This is a genomic window from Nonomuraea pusilla (genome assembly GCF_900109355.1).
Classification (GTDB): domain Bacteria; phylum Actinomycetota; class Actinomycetes; order Streptosporangiales; family Streptosporangiaceae; genus Nonomuraea; species Nonomuraea pusilla.
The window spans coordinates 178,057-192,058 of the sequence record NZ_FOBF01000001.1; the positions used below are offsets into that span (position 1 = coordinate 178,057).

Here is a 14,002-nt window from a genome sequence, read left to right on the forward strand (position 1 = left end):
CGGCACTGGCCTCAACTTCCCGCAGGGGCGTCCGCCTAGCTCCGCGCAGCCCACCAGAGACGTTCTTTTGACCTGCCGATTACCTCGCCCCTGGGCGCCCCTGGAGAGCGTCCGCGCTGGAGCGTCTCTCGCCGCACTCCTGACGCCCTGCGACGGGTGGGGGTCACATGTGGGTGCGGGCCGACCAGAGTTCCGGGAAGACCGTTCGGGCCATGCTGCGTTCGAGCCAGCCGATGCCCTCCGAGCCTCCGCTGCCGGCCTTGGCGCCCATCGCGCGGCGCACCGCGCTCAGGTGGCGGTAACGCCATTCGCCGAACCGTTCGGCCACTTCGGTCAGCGCCTCGCCGAGCAGCCTGAGCAGGTTGCCGGGGCCGCCGTCGCGGTAGACCTCGGTCCACGCCGCCTCGACGGCCGGGTGTGGCTGGTGTTCGACGGAGAAGTCTCGCTCAAGCAGTTCGCGGGGGATGTCGTGGCCGTGCCGGGCCAGGACGGCGATGGCGTCGTCCCAGATGCTCGGCTCGCTCAGGGTGTTGAGGAGCGCCTGGTGCTGTTCGGGTTGCTTGCGGTGCGGCCTGGTGAGGGACGCCGTCTTCAGGCCCAGCCGGAACTCCAGGTGCCGGTACATCGCGGACTGCATCCCGGACGCCTCCCCGAGCTGGTCGCGGAACCGGTTGAAGTCGGCGGGGGTCATCCAGCGCAGCCCCTGCCAGCTCCCGTTCAGCCCCTCCAGGTGGAGGGCGGCGCGGCGGAGCGGCGCGAGGGCGGCCCACAGGTCGTCGGCGCGCAGCAGCCGCTGCGCGTCGCGCAGCTCGAAGTCGACGAGCTTGAAGTACAGCTCCATGATCTGTGAGATCACGAGGAACGACATCTCGCCGGGGTCGTCGGTGAGGGGGTGCTGCAGGCGGTGCAGGGTGTTGGTGCGGACGTAGAGGTCGTACGGCGTCGGGGTGGCGAAGTCGAGGATGGGCGCGCCACCGGTGGCCGCCGCTCGCTCCGCACGCCGGCGCGCGGTGGTCGGCCGTACTTTCACCTTTTGGTGCGCTTTGTCCATGCCTTTATGTTGGCGTGGCCATACCTGGTGATGGAATGACGTCCCAACGGCCCTGAGCACCCTGGGCCTGTACTTTCGTGATATATCAGCCTCCTTGCTTAACGAACGAGAGGAGCGCCTGGTGGACGCCATGGACTGGGAGATCCTGCGCGAGCTGCAGGACAACGCCCGGCTGTCCTACAACGAGCTGTCGCGCCGGGTGCACCTGTCGCCTCCGGCCGTGGCCGAGCGGGTCAGGCGCTTGGAGGAACGCGGGGTCATCACCGGTTACCACGCCCGCGTCGATCCGGCCCGCGCCGGCTGGACGGTCACCGCGTTCATCCACATGTCCTGCTACGGCCCACGCTGCGTGCTCCAGGACCCCGCCGTGTCGCAGTGGCCGGAGATCCGCGAGATCCACCGGGTCACGGGGGACGTGTGCAGCGTCCTCAAGGTGTCGGCTCCGTCGATGACGGCCTTCGAGCTGCTGATCGACAGGCTCGCCGCGTACGGACGCCCGTCGAGCACGATGGTGCTCTCGACCCCGGTGTCGCACACGCCGCTCACCCCCACCCCCGGCTCCGGCCAGCCCGGTTAGCCCTCCCGCCCAGGCGCGGACACGCTCAGAGCCCTGCGGCTGCGGCGAAGGAGTCGCCGGCGTTGAGGCGCTCGACCAACGTCAGGAGGCCCTGGCGCTCGCCGTGGGCCCGCAGCCAGCGGTGCACCTGGCACGCCGCCTTCGCGTACGTGGACGGGTCCTTGCTCGCGGTGCCGAGCCACGCGTCCAGGGTCTCCGGCAGCGGGCCGTCAGGCCGCGCCGTACATCGGTCGGCGGAGGAGACCGGGGCCAGGTAGCGGGCGTCGTCGGAGACCACCACCGCCAGGCCCTCGTCGAACCACTGCGGCACCTCCACCCCCGAGGCGAGCCGGGCGTGCAGCTCGACGTGCGACATCTCGTGCGACGCGATCACCGCGTCGAGGCCGCGGGGCGACAGCATCACCGACCGGTTGAGTACGGCGACGCCGCGCTCTTTCCTGCCGCCGATGCGGCGGTAGCAGTCTTCCGTGCCGCAGACCAGCAGGCGCGGCCGGCTCACCGCGCCGCCGTAGAAGGCGGCGAGCCGGGCACGGGCGGCTTCGACGACGCCGCCGACGCGTGCCCGCTGCTCCCCGGACAGCCCCTTCTCCGCGTACACGTCGGGCTGCAGCTCGCTCAGGCCGTAACAGCCCGGACAGGTGGTCGCGGCGAGCGACGGGTACGCGAACGCCACGCCCGCCACGGCGGCGACGAGCAACGCGGCCAGCGCCGCGGCGGCCCGCCGCCACAGCCTCGCCGCCCTTCCCCTGACTGCCTGCACCTTCGGGTCCTCCTCCCGATCGGGACGGTGTACCGAAGGAACTCTGGCAGATGCGTCGGTCCAGTGCGCCGGGTCGCTCGGCGTTCGTCAGGCCGGGCCGCCGTTCCTCATGATGGGCTTCCACGCGGAGCACTGGCCGGTGGGACGGTCGGCGTCGCCCCGGCACACCTGCACCTTGACGTTGAGGACGTTGCGGTAGTCCTTCTTGAACGTGCCCGTCCCGGCGATGCAGTTGTAGAAGCCGTGGCTCTTCCAGCGTCCGCTGCGCGTGTCCTGCCCCTTCAGGATCACCCAGCTGCAGCCGTAGCTCTGCGTGTCCTTGAGGTTGCCCTCGACGAGGTACCCCATCTGGTGGATGTAGACCTTGCCCCAGGCGCTGGCCTTGCCGTCGGTGGAGTGGCCGCCGCGCCAGTTCCAGACGGTCGGGACGGCGGAGGCGGGGGCGGCCGCGGCCAGGGGCAGGACGGCGGCGGTGAGCAGGGCGAGCAGGCGCACGAGAGGAACTCCGGAGACGAAACGCGAATCGAACACCCCTACAGATAGCCGCCCGCACTTGTGATCGGCTTGAAGCCCGCTGGTCCATCCCGAGATAACTCGTACACATCTGTACGGATTAGGGCGTACGCTAACCCGTACACCGATGTTCGAGTTATCACCGAGGGGCCGCCGTATGAGTCACCAAGCCACCACCACCCACCCGGTACCGGCCGCCCGGCCTCACCGGCGTCGCTGGGCCGCGCTCGCGTTCATCTGCGTGGCCCAGTTCATGCTGATCCTGGACGTCACCGTCGTGAACGTCGCCCTGCCCGCCCTCGCCGCCGACCTGCGCCTCGACAGGGAGGCGCTGACCTGGGTCGTCACCGCGTACACGCTGGTCTTCGGCGGCCTGATGCTCCTCGGCGGACGCCTGGCCGACGCCTTCGGCGCGCGCCGCCTCATGCTGACCGGCCTCGCCGTCTTCACGCTCGCCTCCCTGGCCTCCGGCCTGGCCGGGGACGGCGCCCTGCTCGTCGCCGGCCGCGTCGCCCAGGGCGCCGGGGCGGCCCTGCTGTCGCCCGCCGCGCTGGCCGTCGTGACCACCACGTTCCACGGCGCCGAACGCGACAGGGCGCTCGGCGTGTGGGCCGCGCTCGGCGGCCTCGGGGCCGCCGCCGGCGTGCTGGTCGGCGGCGCGCTGACGGCAGGGCCAGGGTGGCGATGGGTGTTCTTCGTCAACGTCCCGGTCGGGGTGGCCGTGCTGATCGCGCTCCCGCTGACCGTCCCCGCCGCCGCGCGGGCGTCCGGACGCGCCCGGGTGGACCTGCCCGGCGCGCTCCTGGTCACCGGCGCCACCGCCGCCCTCATCTACGGCGTGGTCAAGGCCGGGGACGGCGGCTGGAACGGGACCCCCACCCTGGCGGCACTCGCCGTGTCGGCCGTGCTCTACCTGGCCTTCGCCCTGGTCGAGCGGGCCGCCCGCGTCCCGCTCATGGACCTGCGGATGCTCACCCGCCGCCCGGTCGTCGCCGGCGCGTTCCTCATGCTGGCGGCCACCGCCCTGCTGATCGCGCTGTTCTTCCTCGGATCGGTCTACCTCCAGGACGTCCGCGGCCTGAGCCCGCTGGCCACGGGCCTCACCTTCCTGCCGGTGGCCGTGGCCACCGGCGTCGGCGCCCACCTCGCCGGACGGCTGGTCGGCGTCGTCGGCGGACGCCTCGTGGGGGCGGCCGGCCTGGCGCTCGCGGCGGCAGGCGCCTGGCTGCTCACCGGTCTGAGCAGCGGAGACGACGTCTGGACGGGCCTGGTGCCCGGCTTCGTGCTGGGCGCCGCGGGCGCCGGCGCCACCCTGGTCGCCGCGACCACCACGGCGTTCGGCTTCGTCTCCCACCACGAGGCCGGGCTCGCCTCCGGCATCGTCAACACCTTCCACGAGGTCGGCGGCTCGCTCGGCGTCGCGGTCGTCTCCACCCTCGCGGCCGCCGGGATCGAGCACAAAACCCTCGCCGGGTACGACACCGTCTTCGCCACCGGCGCGGTCGCCGCCGCCGTGGCGGCGGTGGCGGCCTTCGCCGTGATCCCCGCGGGCAGGCCGCACCGCACGGGAGGCGCGCATGTGCACTGAACCGGCGGTCTTCGACCCGCGGGCGGAGCGGCCGTAGGCTTCGCCCATGGGTTCGGCACGCGACAGCGGCACGGCACCGGCCAGGCGGGACGACGGCACGCCCCGCCGCGCCGACGCCGAGCGCAACATCGCCACGATCATCGCCACGGGGCTGGAGCTGTTCGGCCGGAGCGGGAACGTCAGCATGGCCGACGTCGCCAAGTCGGCGGGCGTCGGCCGGGTCACCCTGTACGCGCACTTCCCTTCCAGGGCCGACCTGCTGCACGCGCTGGTACGCCACGCGATCGAGCAGACCGAGCACGTCATCGACGCGCGGCCCGCCGACCCGTCCGAGCCCGCCGACCTGGTGCTGGGCCGGCTCCTCGCCGCCGCCTGGCGCGTCCTCGACCGCTACAGGAAGCTGCGCGTCCACGCCCTCGCCGAACTCGGCCCAGAACAGCTCGACCGACAGCACGACCCGATACGGCACCGCCTCGCCGCGGTCGTCGCCCGCGGCCAGGAGCAGGGCGTCTTCCGCACCGACCTCCCCGCCGACTGGATGATCACCGCCGTCTTCAGCCTCGTCCACGCGGCCGCCGACGAGGCAGAAAGCGGGCGGCTCGCCCCGGCGGCCGTCCCCGACCTGCTGCGCGCCACCGTCCTGCCGGCCCTCGCGAACCCTCGGACGCGGCCGCCGGGGGCCGAGTCCAGGTGACAGAGGGGGCCCGATGCTGTTCATGGTGATCGAGCGGTTCCGCGACGACGACATGGTCCCCGTCTACCGGCAGGTGCGCGACCGGGGCCGCCTGCTACCCGAGGGGCTGACGTACGTCGGGAGCTGGGTCGAGCCCGGTTTCGGCCGGTGCTTCCAGCTCATGGAGTGCGACGACCTGCGGCTTCTCCAGCAGTGGGTCCTGCAGTGGCGTGGTCTGGGCGTGACGTTCGAGATCGTTCCCGTCGTGGAGAGCGCGGACGCCCGCGCGGTCGTGGAGCCCTACCTCGATCAGCCGTGACGCGGCGTCATCGGAAAGGACGGTTCCGCTGACGCCGTGGCCGGCCGAGGCCTACTCTTCTCTCGAAGAGGTGTTCGATCCACGGATGTGCGCCGCTTCTCCCGTACGAGCCCTCCCGAAGGAGCGATCCCATGACCGAGCCCAGGACCCACGCCATCGAGGTGCCAGGCGCCGTGATCCACTACGACGTACGGGAGGCCGAACCGGGCGCCGCACCCACCCTCCTGATGATCGGGTCGCCGATGGACGCCAGCGGGTTCACCGCCCTGGCCGAGCACTTCCGCGACCGTACCGTGGTCACCTACGACCCGCGCGGGATCGGGCGGAGCACGCGCACCGGCGACGCCGGCGAGTCGACGCCCGACCTGCACGCCGACGACCTGCACCGGCTGATCGCGGCGCTCGGCGGCGGGCCGGTCGACGTCTTCGCCAGCAGCGGGGGCGCCGTCAACGCGCTGGCGCTGGTCGCCAGGCATCCGGAGCAGGTGCGTACGCTCGTGGCGCACGAGCCTCCCGCCGCCCAGGAGCTGCCTGACCGGGAGCAGGCGCTGGCCGCGGTCGACGACATCCGGCGGACGTACGAGCGGCAGGGGTTCGGCGCGGCGATGGTGAAGTTCATCGCGCTGACCAGCCTGCGCGGCGACGTCCCCGGCGACTTCGCCGACCTGCCGGTCCAGAGCCCGGCCGACTTCGGTCTGCCCGCGGAGGACGACGGTTCCCGCGACGACCCGCTGTTCGGGCAGAACCTCGTGACCTGTACGTGTTACGAGCACGACTTCGAAGGGCTCCGCGCCGCCCCGACCCGCATCGTCGTCGGCGTCGGAGCCGAGTCGGAGGGCGAGCTCGCCCACCGCGCGGGTGTGGCGGTCGCCGGGCGTCTCGGTGCCTCGCCCGTGACGTTCCCCAGCCACCACGGGGGCTTCCTCGGCGGTGAGTTCGGCATGAAGGGCGACCCCGACGGCTTCGCCGTCACCCTGCGTCAGGTCCTGTCCGAGGAAGGCTGAACCGCACGAGGGTTCCTCGGCCGGCGGCGGCCAGGGGTCAGGAGGAGACGGCGACCACGGTGCGGAAGGTACGCGGGTCGGCGATCGCGTCCAGCAGGAAGGCGGCCAGATCTGCACGAGAGGTCTGGGCGCCGACCTTGGCGGTGGCGTCCACGCAGACGCGGGGGCGGCCGGTGGCGGGCCGGTCGGTGAGCCGCGTCGGGCGTACGGAGGTCCAGGTCAGGCTGCCGGCGGCGAGCAGGTCCTCCATACGGGCCATGTCGGTGTAGGTGTGCCGCATGAGGCGGTGCAGGAGACGGGCGGCCAGGCGGGCGCCGGGCCCGGCGCCGGCGGGGACACCGAGCCCGGCCGAGGAGATCACGAGGAGCCGCGCACCGGGCCTGAGCGCGGAGACGATCTCGGCGGTGCCGGCGGAGTAGACGGTGGTGGGGCCGCGGCCGACGGCGCCGAGCGCCGAGATCACGGCGTCGTGGCCGTCCAGCAGCCCCTGGAGCGAGCCGGGGGTCAGGACGTCGGCCGCGCGGAAGGTGAGTCCGGGCCCGGCCGGGCGGAGCGCGCCGGGCCGGCGGGCGATCGCGGTGACGTGGTGCCCGGCGGCCAGGGCCTGTTCGACGACGATCCGTCCGGTGCGACCGGCCGCGCCGACGACGGCGATGGAGGTCACGGGGGTGTTCCTCTACGGTGCGGTCGGATCAGCGAGCGGCGTCGGGCCCGGTGGTGGGCCGGGTGGCGGGCTGGAATCTGAAGGAGACGGCCTCCATGAGCGCCTTGTGCTTGGTCTTCTGGACCGCCGCGATGCGCCACCGGCCGTCGGCTTCGCGCACCAGCGTGTACGTGGCGAGCTTGCCGAGCTTCTTCGGCGTGCCCTTCACCACCTCGCCGCGGGTGACGACGACCGCCGCGTCGGCGCCGTAGCGGCGGATCTCCACGATCTCCATGGCCAGCCGGGTGCCCTTGAGGAAGCTGTCGAACAGCGCCTGGTGCGCCCGGCCGATCTCGGCGCCGCCGTGGTAGACGGTGCCGACGAAGGTGACGTCGGTGGCGTCGTCGGTGAAGCAGGCGCCGTAGGCGGTGCCGTCTCCGCGGTTCCAGGCGTCCTGGCTCTGCTGGAGGACGGCGCGGATGGCGGCGATGTCGGCGGTGCTGGCGGTCACGATGCTGGCCCCTCTCATGATAGCTTCATAGAAGAAGCTTGTTCCTTAAAGATTTATCTTCTTCAAGGAAGAGAGTAGGAACGGGAGGACCGCGTGTCAACCACACCGGGACAGCCGGACGCCGGCCGTCTCTACCGCCGCTACCTCAGCGCGGTGATGCTGCACGGCCACGCCAGCGCCAAGGCGTGCGACCTCGGCGCCACCGACCTGTACGCCCTGAACGTCCTGGAGCTGTCCGGGCCGATGACCCCCGGCGAACTGGGCGCCCGCACCGGGTTGACCACCGGGCCGACCACCCGGCTCATCGACCGGCTGGAGCAGGCCGGCTACGTCCGCCGCGTGCCCGCGTCCGACGACCGCCGCAAGGTGATCGTCGAACCGGTCGGCAAACCGGCCGGGCTCGACCAGGTCATGGCCCCCGCCCGGCAGAAGGTCGGCGAGATCCTGGCCGGCTACTCGCCTGAGCAGCTCGACGTCCTCTTCGACTACTTCGACCGCGCGGCGCGGGCGTACGAGGAAGCCGCCGACGTCCTGCGATCTGGGGTCTGAGGCATGTAGGAGGAGGCGGGCGACGTTTTGCGATCTGGGGCCTGAGGCACGTACGAGGAAGCCGCCGACGTTCTGCGATCTGGGGCCTGAGGCACGTACGAGGAAGCCGCCGACGTTCTGCGATCTGGGGCCTGAGGCACGTACGAGGAAGCCGCCGACGTTCTGCGATCTGGGGCCTGAGGCACGTAGGAGGAAGCGGGCGGCGTCCTTCGACCGGGGGTCTGAGGCCGTACGGAAGCGGCCGGAAAAGGCGGAACGTCCGCAGAAGGCGGAGCGGCTGCAGGAGGGGGCGGAGCGGCCGGGGAGGGTGGAGCGGTGACAGGAGGTGGAGCGGTCGCAGGAGGTGGAGCCGCCGTAAAAAGCAGCAGGCCCCCCGTGTCGGGGAGCCTGCTGTGGTGTAGGTGTTCGCGTCGTTCTCGGTCAGCCGCGGTAGGCGGGGTAGCCGTAGCCGACGACCTGCGACGTGGGGCGGACGCGCTGCTCCACCTTGCCGTTGCCGGTGTTGCCCTCGACCGTGCTGATCGTGCCGTCGCCGTTGTCCTTCTCGACGATGCCGACGTGGTCGATGCTGTCGATGCTCTTGCCGTGCCAGGAGAAGAAGACGACCGCGCCCGGCTTCGGGGTGTCGCCCCAGTGCTTGTTGGCCTGGAACCACTTGGCGTACGTGATGGTGTAGGCGTCCCAGCCCACGGTGGACCGCATGCCGGCCTGCTCGCCCACCCAGGAGACGAACATGGCGCACCACGGCGCGTTCGCGTAGGAGGCGATGGTGCCGCCGTCGCGCGCGGCGGTCTGGGCGGCGCGCGGGGACGACATGTACCAGTGCTGGAACGGCGTGCCGCCGCCCTCGGCGTTCTCGGTGACGCCGACCTGCGACTTGGCGATCTTCAGGAGGGTGTCCGCGGTCGCGGGCCGCGCGACGGGCGCGGGCCGCTGGGCGGGCTTGTTGACGACCTGCGGGCGGGCGTCCACCGCGTGAGCGCGGGCGTTCGCGGGCTGAGCGTGGACGCTCACGGTCCCGGCGTGGGCCGAGGAGCTGCTGTCGGCGAAGGCGGGGGTCGCCGCGAAGGCGGCGCCGGCGGTGACGGCCGCGCCCAGGGCGAGGCAGGCGAGCTTGGCGGGCACGAGGGTACGGCGACGGTCGTGCATGGTCATGCTGAGGTCTACTCCTTGCTTCCATGCCGCCTACCGGGTTAGCTGACGGATTCGGGCGTGGAAGTGCCCTACGGAAGGCCGTCGTCGGGACGGCGGTTCCGATTCACCCCAGGAAAGAGTGGGTCCCCGGTTCCGCGATCTGTGGCGGATTCGGCGGCCGCGCCCCTGCTCATCGGACAGTCATGGTCACTGCAGGTCGACGCGGTCTCGGCAGTACGAAGAGACGTCTGTGCGCCTCGATGCATCCAACGTAAGTGAAGCGTATAGAGCAGTGCAAACGGGGCCCTTTGCTCGTCCAACGAAACCCCTATGAGGCAGGGGTTTCCGGCGACAATGTTTTACCTTTCGCCGGGTTTGACGGCCGCTTCTTCGCAGGTTGCGGGCCTGCTGCTCCGCCATGGTGAGCCGGTTCAGATGGGGACCCCAGAAGCGGACCTTTTGGACATATGTGGTTACCGTGGGATATGTCGAACCAGCGTTGGGGGGGACGTATGAGGCGACACTCCATGAGTCTCGCGACCGCGGCCGGAGCGCTCCTGACCGCCGTAACCAGCGTGACGGCCGTAACCGCCGTAACAGCCGTAACAGCCGTGGCCGCCGTCACCGCGAGTGCGGTGGCAGCCGCCCCGACTCCGCCGGCACCCACGCGGACGCCGACATCGACACCCACCCAGACACCCACCCAGACACCCACGCCGACACCCACGCAGACCCCGACATCGAGGCCGTCGCCGACGCCCTGTCCCGGGATGATGCACCGCGTCACCAGCGAGTACGACTACCTGTCGCAGATGATCCCCCACCACCAGGAGGCCGTCACCGCGGCCAGGCAACTGCGGCGCTCGAACCGTCCCGAACTGCGGCAGCTCGGCCAGTCGATCGTCACGACGCAGACCGCCGAGATCAACCAGATGAAGCGCTGGCTGGCCCGCTGGTACCCGCAGAGCCCCACGCCGGCTCCGACCCCGGCGCACACGATGATGCCCGACCTCTCCGCCCTGTCGGGGGATCAGCTCGACAAGACGTTCCTGCAGTACATGATCCCGCACCACCTGATGGCGATCATGATGTCGCAGCAGCTCCTCAGGCACCAGTTGGCCCAGCACCCCCAGGTCGCCTCCTTCGCCCGCAAGGTACGCGACGACCAGTGGGCGGAGGTCAGGCGGATGCGCCACTGGCTGACCCAGTGGTACGGCCACCAAGGCATGCCCTGCGTCCCGCGCATGCCAGGAACGCCAGGAACGCCAGGAACGCCGGGGACACCGGGAACACCCGAAACGCCGGAAGCCACGCCCGGCACCGGGCAAACCCTGCCGCCAGGCCACGAGTCGCAGGCGACCTCCACCCAGCCGACGCCCACGGGCACCTGAGGCCGAGTGCTAGACCGCGGCGCGGAACCGCTCGTAGCGTTCCTCAAGGAGGTCATGGTCAGGCCGGTCCGCGCGCCGGCGAGGCAGCGTGAGCGAGACGCTGTGCATCTCTTGCAGCCCGTGCTTGAGCATCGGCCCGTCGACTTCCTCCAGGATGTCCGCTCGCACCTCGATGACGTGGTCGGGGCGGACTCCGAGGATGTTCTGATCGTAAGCGGCGTGGTGGATCTTGCAGAGCGCCAGCCCGTTGGAGACCGCGGGAACGCCGCGAGTGTCGCGGTCGGGGATGATGTGGGCCGCGTCCAGCAGGGCGCGGTGCCGCAGGCGGCACATGGCGCAGCTGCTTTCGTAGGCCTGGATCACTCGCTGGCGGAACACCGGCTGGTGCAGGCGCTGCCGGGTGATGCGTTCGGAGTAGCGACGTTCGATGGGGCTCACGGAACCGCTGAGCAGGTGCCTCTGGGCGTCGTCGAGCGCCACGGCCACTTCGGACAGCCGTTCCTGGACGGCCACGATCCACACCGGGAAGAACGGCAGGTAGAGGCCCTGCTTGACGCCGAAGAACCACATCAGCGGAACCTGGCGCGCGTGGGCGACCCGCAACCCTTCATTGGTGTAGTGCCGGGGGTTGCCCTGGAACTTGTACCGCAGCAGTCCGTCATCGCCCACGGCGTCCTCGTAGGGTGCGCGAGTGCCGTCCGAGGTGTACGTCGTCAGGATGGAGAGAGCGGCCGACATCCCCCGGGGTTTCCTGATGCCGAGCTGATTGTCGATGAGGGGGAACGTCTCCCCTTCGAACTGGAACCCGAGCAGCTCGTCCCGCCGGACGACCGGATCTTGGGGAGTGCAGCGCCGTCGAAGCCACGCCATGGCCGCTGTACGTATCCGGCTGTCCAGGTCGTCACTCAGCGGCGCGATCACAACGGTGTTTCTACACCCGCCGCCGGCGGTCTGCCAGGGGGTCCGGGTCGCGATCGGGGGTGCCGGTAGGAGCTTGGTGCCGGGTGGGCTGTGGCCGGGTCGCGGCTGACGTGTTGGTTGACTGGAGAAAACCTTACTTACCAGGATTAATAGACATCACAAGCGGCTATGTCTAGACTCACTCCGAGAACTTGTTTCTCAGAGTGCGCAGCGCTGCTGGGGGGGCCTTGTTGGGCTTTCAGCGTGTCAGGGACAATTTCGAGTTGGTCGCCAAGTACGGGGACGGCGTGCCGCTCTACCTGTTCTCCGACCTGTTTCTCCGGGTGCCCCAGCTTCGCGAAATGTTTCCCGTGAACATGAGAAGCCAGCGCGAGCGGCTCATGGGCGCGCTGGCGTTCGCCGTCGAGCACGCCGGCGACCTCGCCGCGATCACCCCCTACCTGCACCACCTCGCCCGCAGCCACCGCAAGTTCGGCGCGAGGCCCGAGCACTACGCCCAGTGGAGCGTGAGCGTCGTGAACGCCATGCGGCGTTTCTCCGGCAGCGCCTGGGATGACGAGCTCGAACGCGAGTGGCGCGACTTCCTCACCGCCGTGTCCCAGGTCATGATCGACGCGGCCCGGCAGGACGGGAGCACCAGGCCGCCCCACTGGTCCGCCGAGATCATCAGCCATGAGCGGCGGGCGGTCGACACCGCGGTGATCCGGCTGCTGGTGGACGAGCCCTTCCCGTACGTCCCCGGACAGTCGGCGCCCGTCGAGGTCGAGAAATGGCCGAATATGTGGCGCTACTATTCGATGGCTAATGTGCCCCGGCAGGACAACACCATCGAATTCCATGTGAAAGGCGACGGCGCCGTCAGTCAGACGCTCGTCCGCGAGATGCGCGAAGGGGACACCGTCAAACTCGGCTGGCCGGTCGGGACGTTGACCCTCAATCCCAACACCGAGCGAAACATCCTCCTCATCGCGGGCGGCACCGGATTCGCGCCGATAAAGGCGCTCCTGGAGCACGTGATCCGGCTGCCGGTGCCGCCGTGGGTCTCCCTGTTCGTCGGCGCGCGCGAGCCCGAAGGGCTGTACGACTTCGACAGCGTCCGCTCCTGGGCCGAGCGGTACTCCTGGCTCAGCGTCCGGGCCGCACTGTCGGAGATCCCGGCTCCGGACGTCGCCGCGTCCGGCACCGTGGCCGAGGTGGTCAGCCGGTACGGGCGGTGGGGCGGCTACGACGCGTACGTGTGCGGCCCGGCCGCGATGGTGGAGGACACCGTGAGCATGCTGCGCGAGAACGGGTTCAGCGACAATCGCATACGCCTGGAGAGGTTCGCCCTCGCGGCCCCTCCGACACAGAGGTTCGCCATATGAATGACGCGGTGCAGCATTTCCACATCGGAGAGCCGGGCCGGCCCCCGGCGGGCGGAGGGTTCATCGTCAACGGCGACACCGTCAACGGCGCCGGTGAGGCGGAGGCCGACGGCTGGCACGAGCCCGGCGACGCCGCCGACGGCTGGCACGAGCCCGGCGACGCCGCCGACGGCTGGCACGAGCCGGGCGCCGCCGCGGCCGAGGGGGCGTGGTCGGAGCAGCAGTGGGAGGAGCCCCAGTGGGACGAGCCCCGCAAGGCCGACTCCCCGGCGCAGGGACGTTCCGGCGAGCGGCTCACGCCCGGCCAGTTGCGCGGCATCGTCTTCCGCCGCGCCCCGCTGGGCAAGCGCGGGCTGGACGAGCACCAGGTCAACAGCCTGCTGGACCGGGTCGAGGAGGAGCTGACCCGGCTGACCCAGGAGAGGAACGCGCTCGCGGGCGAGCTGGAGCTGCTGCGCGGCTACATCGCCGACTCGGCCTCGGGCGCGCTGCCACAGCAGCAGGAGCCTTCCGGGGGAGCCGCGGCGACGGGCGCCGCGCCCGCCGCGCCCGCGGGGCCCGCCGCGCGGGGGAGCGGGCTGAGCCGGGTGGAGCCGGCCGGCGCGGCGGAGTCGCAGGCGGTGGCGGGCCGGATCCACGAGGCGCACGTGTACGCCGCGAGCCTGCTCTCGCAGGCCCAGCAGACCGCCGACCAGTACATCAAGGACGCCCAGCGCTACAGCCGCGAGCTGATCGAGGACGCCCGCACCCGGCGGCGCGAGCTCCTGTCCCAGGCGGGCGCCGAACCCGGCTCCCCGGCGGAGGAGTCGTGGGAGCGCGAGGCCGTCCGGCTGCGCGCCACAAGCCGGGAGTACCGCGGCAAGCTGCGCGACTACTTCGAGCTGCTGCTCATGAACCTCGACGAGTGGGAGACGGCCGAGGGGGTCGGCACCCCGCCCCCGTCGAACGACCCGCCCCACTGAGCCCCGCGCGCCCCGGCCCCGCTGATCCCCGTACGAGCCACC

The 14,002-nt window shown here is 71.2% G+C and carries 16 protein-coding genes and 1 riboswitch; of the genes, 9 read left to right on the top strand and 7 right to left on the bottom strand.

Going from position 1 to position 14,002, the window contains the following annotated elements:
• Positions 1–163: 163 nt before the first annotated feature.
• Complete coding sequence (locus BMX74_RS00770) at positions 164–1,051, bottom strand: tryptophan 2,3-dioxygenase (protein WP_091097516.1); 888 nt, start codon at positions 1,049–1,051, stop codon at positions 164–166.
• A 130-nt stretch (positions 1,052–1,181) separates the two neighbouring features.
• Between BMX74_RS00770 and BMX74_RS00775 the strand changes: the two genes are divergently transcribed.
• On the top strand, positions 1,182–1,628 hold the full coding sequence (locus BMX74_RS00775; RefSeq protein WP_201784770.1) for an Lrp/AsnC family transcriptional regulator: 447 nt from the start codon (positions 1,182–1,184) through the stop codon (positions 1,626–1,628).
• Positions 1,629–1,653: 25 nt separating this feature from the next.
• Here the strand turns inward: BMX74_RS00775 and BMX74_RS00780 are convergent, their stop codons facing one another.
• Both BMX74_RS00780 and BMX74_RS00785 read right to left on the bottom strand, forming a co-directional pair.
• Positions 1,654–2,388 (bottom strand): hypothetical protein, encoded by a 735-nt coding sequence (locus tag BMX74_RS00780; protein WP_091097518.1) that lies wholly within the window; start codon positions 2,386–2,388, stop codon positions 1,654–1,656.
• 87 nt (positions 2,389–2,475) lie between these two features.
• Positions 2,476–2,883: a hypothetical protein gene (locus BMX74_RS00785; RefSeq protein WP_055507847.1), complete on the bottom strand. Its 408-nt coding sequence runs from the start codon at positions 2,881–2,883 to the stop codon at positions 2,476–2,478.
• Between the two features lie 175 nt (positions 2,884–3,058).
• Here BMX74_RS00785 and BMX74_RS00790 point away from each other — a divergent pair, with 175 nt between their 5' ends.
• The 4 genes from BMX74_RS00790 (at position 3,059) to BMX74_RS00805 (ending at position 6,485) form a co-directional block, all read left to right on the top strand.
• Positions 3,059–4,489, top strand: a complete 1,431-nt coding sequence (locus BMX74_RS00790) for an MFS transporter (RefSeq protein ID WP_091097521.1) — start codon at positions 3,059–3,061, stop codon at positions 4,487–4,489.
• Between the two features lie 46 nt (positions 4,490–4,535).
• Positions 4,536–5,183 (top strand): TetR/AcrR family transcriptional regulator, encoded by a 648-nt coding sequence (locus tag BMX74_RS00795; RefSeq protein WP_091097523.1) that lies wholly within the window; start codon positions 4,536–4,538, stop codon positions 5,181–5,183.
• A 13-nt stretch (positions 5,184–5,196) separates the two neighbouring features.
• The gene (locus BMX74_RS00800) at positions 5,197–5,481 is read left to right on the top strand and encodes a DUF3303 domain-containing protein (RefSeq protein WP_055507853.1); all 285 of its coding nucleotides are present in this window, start codon (positions 5,197–5,199) and stop codon (positions 5,479–5,481) included.
• 131 nt (positions 5,482–5,612) lie between these two features.
• Positions 5,613–6,485: an alpha/beta fold hydrolase gene (locus BMX74_RS00805; protein ID WP_091097525.1), complete on the top strand. Its 873-nt coding sequence runs from the start codon at positions 5,613–5,615 to the stop codon at positions 6,483–6,485.
• Between the two features lie 37 nt (positions 6,486–6,522).
• Here the strand turns inward: BMX74_RS00805 and BMX74_RS00810 are convergent, their stop codons facing one another.
• Positions 6,523–7,149 carry an NAD(P)-dependent oxidoreductase gene (locus tag BMX74_RS00810; protein ID WP_091097528.1) on the bottom strand — a complete coding sequence of 209 codons (627 nt, stop codon included), beginning with the start codon at positions 7,147–7,149 and terminating at the stop codon, positions 6,523–6,525.
• 28 nt (positions 7,150–7,177) lie between these two features.
• Positions 7,178–7,657, bottom strand: a complete 480-nt coding sequence (locus tag BMX74_RS00815; RefSeq protein ID WP_091097530.1) for an SgcJ/EcaC family oxidoreductase — start codon at positions 7,655–7,657, stop codon at positions 7,178–7,180.
• A 75-nt stretch (positions 7,658–7,732) separates the two neighbouring features.
• Here BMX74_RS00815 and BMX74_RS00820 point away from each other — a divergent pair, with 75 nt between their 5' ends.
• Entirely contained in the window at positions 7,733–8,188 is a 456-nt protein-coding gene (locus BMX74_RS00820) for a MarR family winged helix-turn-helix transcriptional regulator (RefSeq protein WP_256256713.1), read from the top strand.
• A gap of 420 nt (positions 8,189–8,608) precedes the next feature.
• Here the strand turns inward: BMX74_RS00820 and BMX74_RS00825 are convergent, their stop codons facing one another.
• Positions 8,609–9,343, bottom strand: a complete 735-nt coding sequence (locus tag BMX74_RS00825; protein WP_055507861.1) for a CHAP domain-containing protein — start codon at positions 9,341–9,343, stop codon at positions 8,609–8,611.
• A gap of 12 nt (positions 9,344–9,355) precedes the next feature.
• Positions 9,356–9,509: riboswitch (cyclic di-AMP (ydaO/yuaA leader) on the bottom strand.
• A 583-nt stretch (positions 9,510–10,092) separates the two neighbouring features.
• Between BMX74_RS00825 and BMX74_RS00830 the strand changes: the two genes are divergently transcribed.
• A complete protein-coding gene (locus BMX74_RS00830; RefSeq protein WP_091097532.1) occupies positions 10,093–10,713 on the top strand; it encodes a DUF305 domain-containing protein in 621 nt (206 codons plus the stop codon).
• Positions 10,714–10,722: 9 nt separating this feature from the next.
• Here the strand turns inward: BMX74_RS00830 and BMX74_RS00835 are convergent, their stop codons facing one another.
• Entirely contained in the window at positions 10,723–11,634 is a 912-nt protein-coding gene (locus BMX74_RS00835) for an HNH endonuclease (protein WP_201784753.1), read from the bottom strand.
• Between the two features lie 287 nt (positions 11,635–11,921).
• On the opposite strand from BMX74_RS00835, the gene BMX74_RS00840 reads away from it, so the two are divergent.
• Together BMX74_RS00840 and BMX74_RS00845 are read left to right on the top strand one after the other, a co-directional pair.
• Positions 11,922–12,998, top strand: coding sequence for a globin domain-containing protein (locus BMX74_RS00840; RefSeq protein ID WP_337959834.1), 1,077 nt, complete (start codon positions 11,922–11,924; stop codon positions 12,996–12,998).
• A gap of 8 nt (positions 12,999–13,006) precedes the next feature.
• Complete coding sequence (locus BMX74_RS00845; protein WP_143078507.1) at positions 13,007–13,960, top strand: DivIVA domain-containing protein; 954 nt, start codon at positions 13,007–13,009, stop codon at positions 13,958–13,960.
• Positions 13,961–14,002 lie beyond the last annotated feature (42 nt).

Excerpts from the sequence above, each read along its gene's own strand:
- BMX74_RS00770 (WP_091097516.1), bottom strand. The coding sequence starts at position 1,051 with ATGGACAAAGCGCACCAAAAGGTGAAAGTACGGCCGACCACCGCGCGC.
- BMX74_RS00775 (WP_201784770.1), top strand. The coding sequence starts at position 1,182 with ATGGACTGGGAGATCCTGCGCGAGCTGCAGGACAACGCCCGGCTGTCC.
- BMX74_RS00790 (WP_091097521.1), top strand. The coding sequence starts at position 3,059 with ATGAGTCACCAAGCCACCACCACCCACCCGGTACCGGCCGCCCGGCCT.
- BMX74_RS00795 (WP_091097523.1), top strand. The coding sequence starts at position 4,536 with ATGGGTTCGGCACGCGACAGCGGCACGGCACCGGCCAGGCGGGACGAC.
- BMX74_RS00800 (WP_055507853.1), top strand. The coding sequence starts at position 5,197 with ATGCTGTTCATGGTGATCGAGCGGTTCCGCGACGACGACATGGTCCCC.
- BMX74_RS00805 (WP_091097525.1), top strand. The coding sequence starts at position 5,613 with ATGACCGAGCCCAGGACCCACGCCATCGAGGTGCCAGGCGCCGTGATC.
- BMX74_RS00815 (WP_091097530.1), bottom strand. The coding sequence starts at position 7,657 with ATGAGAGGGGCCAGCATCGTGACCGCCAGCACCGCCGACATCGCCGCC.
- BMX74_RS00825 (WP_055507861.1), bottom strand. The coding sequence starts at position 9,343 with ATGACCATGCACGACCGTCGCCGTACCCTCGTGCCCGCCAAGCTCGCC.
- BMX74_RS00830 (WP_091097532.1), top strand. The coding sequence starts at position 10,093 with ATGATGCACCGCGTCACCAGCGAGTACGACTACCTGTCGCAGATGATC.